The sequence below is a fragment of the Methanobrevibacter sp. genome (genome assembly GCF_045116495.1).
Taxonomy (GTDB): Archaea; Methanobacteriota; Methanobacteria; order Methanobacteriales; family Methanobacteriaceae; genus Methanocatella.
Window position 1 is genome coordinate 1 of sequence record NZ_JBGULU010000033.1, and the last position, 4,732, is coordinate 4,732.

Annotated in this window: 1 protein-coding gene and 1 pseudogene; both read left to right on the forward strand. The window is 31.0% G+C overall.

Annotated features, from left to right (window positions below):
* Positions 1–589 precede the first annotated feature (589 nt).
* The gene (locus tag ACJMLH_RS01485) at positions 590–2,401 is read left to right on the forward strand and encodes an Ig-like domain repeat protein (RefSeq protein ID WP_405274166.1); all 1,812 of its coding nucleotides are present in this window, start codon (positions 590–592) and stop codon (positions 2,399–2,401) included.
* Between the two features lie 256 nt (positions 2,402–2,657).
* Positions 2,658–4,732, forward strand: a pseudogene (locus ACJMLH_RS01490) (hypothetical protein); the annotation flags it as partial.

A 4,732-nucleotide genomic window follows, 5' to 3' on the forward strand; every position in this document is an offset into this window, starting at 1 on the left:
GTGATGTTTTCATTTGCAACTACACAATTTAGTGAAATTAAAAAAATTGTCAGCAGAATTATCAGTGATATGTATTTTATTTTTATGCTTTTCACCTCCTTTTTTTCAATTAAAGGATAGTTGTTATGCGAATTTTTGTATTTTATGACATATATTTATTTTCATATCTAAAAAGTAATTTTTTTTAGTAAAATTCTTTATTTTATTTAAAACTTATTATTTTTACTTATTTTAATATTTTATCTAATAATAATTTATTTTAACAATATGAACTTCTTTTTACATTTTTCAATTAGATATGAATTATTATTTTAATTTTAAAAGTAGTTTATAACTAATATAATAAGCATATTTTTATTATAAAGTATATTTTATAATTTATTTAATATTATTCTGTTTTATTATTCTTTTTTTATATTTTTTTGCTAATCGATAAACGATAATATTTATATTGCATGTCGTTAAATAAATATTATTACTAGTATAGAAGTATTGTCATTTTGTTGGAACGGTGTCCAATATTTTTTTCAATTAATGACATTCATATTAGTATCAAAATTTCAAATAATTAATTATGGAGAAATAAATTATGAATAACAAAAAGATATTAGTATCTTTTCTTTTAGTTGTTTTAATTGCAATATCTCTCGGTTCAGTTTCAGCAGAAGATGCAACTGATTTTGCAGTAGCTGAAGATGCATCAGATGTTGTAATAGCTGATTCTATTGAGCCTACTGGCACTAGCGTTGCAGATGTGCAAAATGCAGTTGACACAGCTAAAACTGGAGATACAGTTGATTTAAGTAAAAATGCAGAATATGATTTCACCAATCAAACTGTAACTATTGCTACTAGTGGTATCACTCTCGATGGTAAAGGTACCACAACAATTAAAGGATATGGTGATGGAAATGGTTTATTCGCTATAAATAAAGCTGAAAATGTAACCATTCAAGGATTTAAATTCATTGACACCAATCCTAAAAACGATTTCAGATATAATGGAACTACTGCAGGATGGGGTATAAGTGTTTCCGCTGCTCCTGGAGCTTTAATTAAAGACTGTGAGTTCACTGATTTTAACAGTGGTATTGTTGTAATGCAAACTACCGGTTGTACTATTGAAAACAACAAATTCATGGGTGGATATTCAACTAAATTAGCTAACGACCCTACTGTAAACAAAGAACAAGGTTCCAAATCATTAAACATTTACAGACAATCCTCTGAAGTTGTTGTCAGAAACAACTCTTTCGTCGGACCTATTCTTGATGGTGTATCCATTGCACAAGGTAGTGGATCCAACCAAGTCATCGACAACTACTTTGAAGGTAACTGTTACTCCATTTACTTCGGTGGAGCTTCTACTGCAGGTTCTGTAGTTAAAGGTAACACTTTCGTAAACTGTGGTTTCTTTAAAGAAGGCGACATCTTCTGGGAAGGATTACCTGTAGTCAGTATCCAAAAATCATCAGATAACATTTCAATTGAAGACAATACCTTCAAAGCAATTAACAAAAATATATTAATTGCTGCTGAAAAAGGTAATGAAGCACACGGTGCTCCAACTCAAATAGGTAATATTAACGTAACCGGAAACACAGTTGAAAAATATGCTGATGATGCTAAAGACATTGTTTTATTCCATATTTTAGTAAGAGACAGTAATTCTTTAGAAATTACCTCTCCAATTAATGTAACCGGAAACACTTTAGTTGATACTGCAAAAGGTATTTCAATCGTATTTGACGGTAAAGAAATTTTCTCAGCATCAAATGCTTACTTAAACACTACTTTAGATGCAAATAAAGTATATAGTAATGAAACTTTATACGACACAATCTTAACTGTGGAAGACCTAAAAACTTATGTTGGTGATAAAACTGTATTAAAAGTTGTTTTAACCGATTCTAACGGTATTGGATTATACAACAAATTTGTAAATGTTTTCATTGACGGCGCTGATCTTTCAGGAAAAACTGATAATGATGGTGCTTTAGAGTTTGATATCACTGCAAAATCTGAGGGTACAAATTATGTTACTGCAGCATTTTTAGGTGAAGGTAATTTGTATAAAGGATCTCTTGATACTGCTAAAATTACTGTTACTAAAAAAGCAACTACTTTAACCGCTGCTAAAACCAAAGTTTCAGGTAAAGTTAAAAAAGCTATCAAAGTTAAAGTTACTTTGAAAAACGGTAAAAACGCTATTAAAGGTAAAAAAGTAACTGTAAAAGTTAATGGTAAAACCTTCAAAGCAACTACCAATGCTAAAGGTGTAGCTACTATCTCTGTAAAAGTAACTAAAGCAGGAACTTTCTCTGCTAAAGTTAAATTCGCAGGTGACAGTACTTACAAAACTTCTTCATCTAAAACTGTAAAATTCACTGTAAAAAAATAGATAAGTAATATTTTATTACTTATTTTTTCTTCTTTTTTTAACCTCATAGTTTTATTTAATCATTTTGGTGCATGCATGTAAATCAAAGTTTTCATAATAATTTCATTACTTTTAATTCTTATATTAAGCATTTACACACTGTCGGCAGGTAATTATTCAAATTCACAGGTTTGCAAATGCTAATTTAAAAATCAAATTAAAGTTTGGAGGGGGAGATATTATTAACAAAATTAAATTCAGATCACTGTTGTTGTTAATGCTGATTTTTTCGATATTGCTGGTAAATGCGGTTTATGCACAAGACAACAGTACTGCTGATTTATCGACATCAGGTGATAAGTTTGATTCAATTCAGTATATGATTGATAATGCTCAGACCGGAGATTCAATTCATCTGGATGACAAGACATATCTTGGAAACGGTTCTGCAATAACAATAAATAAGGACATTTCGATTTACGGGTCAAAATCATCAAATACTGTATTGGATGCCAATTACAAATCTAATATATTGTACATTTCAAAAAATGCAAATGTTAATGTATACAATTTAAATTTTATCAACGGTAAGACCTCACAAAATGGCGCAGCAATTGACAATTACGGAATTTTAACAATCAGGGATTCCAAATTCATAGATAATTATGCAGAATGCGGTGCGGTACGAGGGTCTACTGGCTCTAAAATAACGGTTTACAATTCTTTATTTGAGAATAATAATGCAGAATTTGGTGCAGCAATCGATAGTTATAGTACTAATGCCAAAATAATCAATTGTACTTTTATTAAAAATCACAGTCATGAAGGCGGAGCCATCTATAACAGATTCGGCGATATTCAGTTAATCAATTCCAAATTCATTAATAATTCGGCTACACGCGGTGGAGGAATATACAACAACAGAGGATATCTGATAATTAAAAACTCCAAATTTTATTCCAATTCAGCATCCCATTTGGGAGGCGGAGTTAAAAGTTGGGGAATGTGTGATATTTATGGCAGTGAAATAAGAGATAATGTTGGTCAATATGGAGGAGGAGTTTACATATCAGAAGACACCATGCATGTCGAAAACTCCATAATTGAAAACAACAGTGCAGAAGAAGGTGGAGGTTTAATTTCTGATTCATTTGGTACATTAATAATTAAAAATTCCAAAATAAATAATAACTATGCAATATGTGGTGGAGGAATATCAAGTTCCTGCGGTCACCTGAATGCAACAGATTGTATTTTAAACGGCAATGTTGCTAAGGAAGAGGGTGGAGGAATCTATTCCACATTAGGTGCAATTGCTGGTGTTAAATTTACATTTTATCTTCAAAATGTTTCATTAAACAATAATTCTGCCGAATATGGTGGAGGTTTGGCTTTGGGAAATGTTATTAACAAGATGGTTGATGTTGTTTTAGCTAATAATTCCGCCGTTGAAGGTGGAGCAATTCATAATTCGGGTAATTTAAATCTCGATAAATTCACAATAACCTCCAGTTTCGCCAACACTGGTGGGGCAATATATAACAAGGGAAGCATAAATTTAACCAAATCCTCATTAAGTTGTAATTCAGCAGATAAAGGTGGGGCAATTTACAATAATAATAAGTTAAATATTTATGATTCCACTTTTAAAAATAATAAAGCCACATCAAATGGAGGAGCAATATACAATTTAGGAAATTTATATCTGGTTAACAGTAAACTTGATTATAATAAAGCCAGTTTTGCAGGTGCAATATACGATGTGGGCAAAACAACTGAAATTGATTATTCATCATTTATCAGTAACAATGCAGAACGTGGAGCGGCCATATATTCCAATACTAATTTATCAATATTCAATTCCAAATTCCAAAAGAATGTTGTTTCCCATAGTTTGGGTGTTATTGATGTTGTAAATGGCAATATAAATATTCATAATTCATTATTTGATTCAAATACAGGTTCTGATGAAGGTGGAGTGATATTTAACATTAACGGCACTATTCTGATAAATAATTCTCAATTTATATCAAATACTGCAGTAAGCTACGGTGGAGCAATAGACAATGCCGGAAAATTAACAATAATAAATTCACTTTTCGATAAAAACCAGGCATACGGTGCAGGAGCCATTGACAATGGTGGGGAATTAATTATTATCAAATCCAACTTCACAAACAATAAGGCAACTAAAAATGGAGGCGCAATTGACAACAACAATCAGCTTAATATTGAAGGGTCTATTTTTGAAAACAATGTTGCAGGAAATCAGGGCGGAGCAATTATTGCAAGAAAAGACATTAATTTAAGTCACAGTTCACTATTTGCAAATAAGGCATCTGCAGGTGAAGC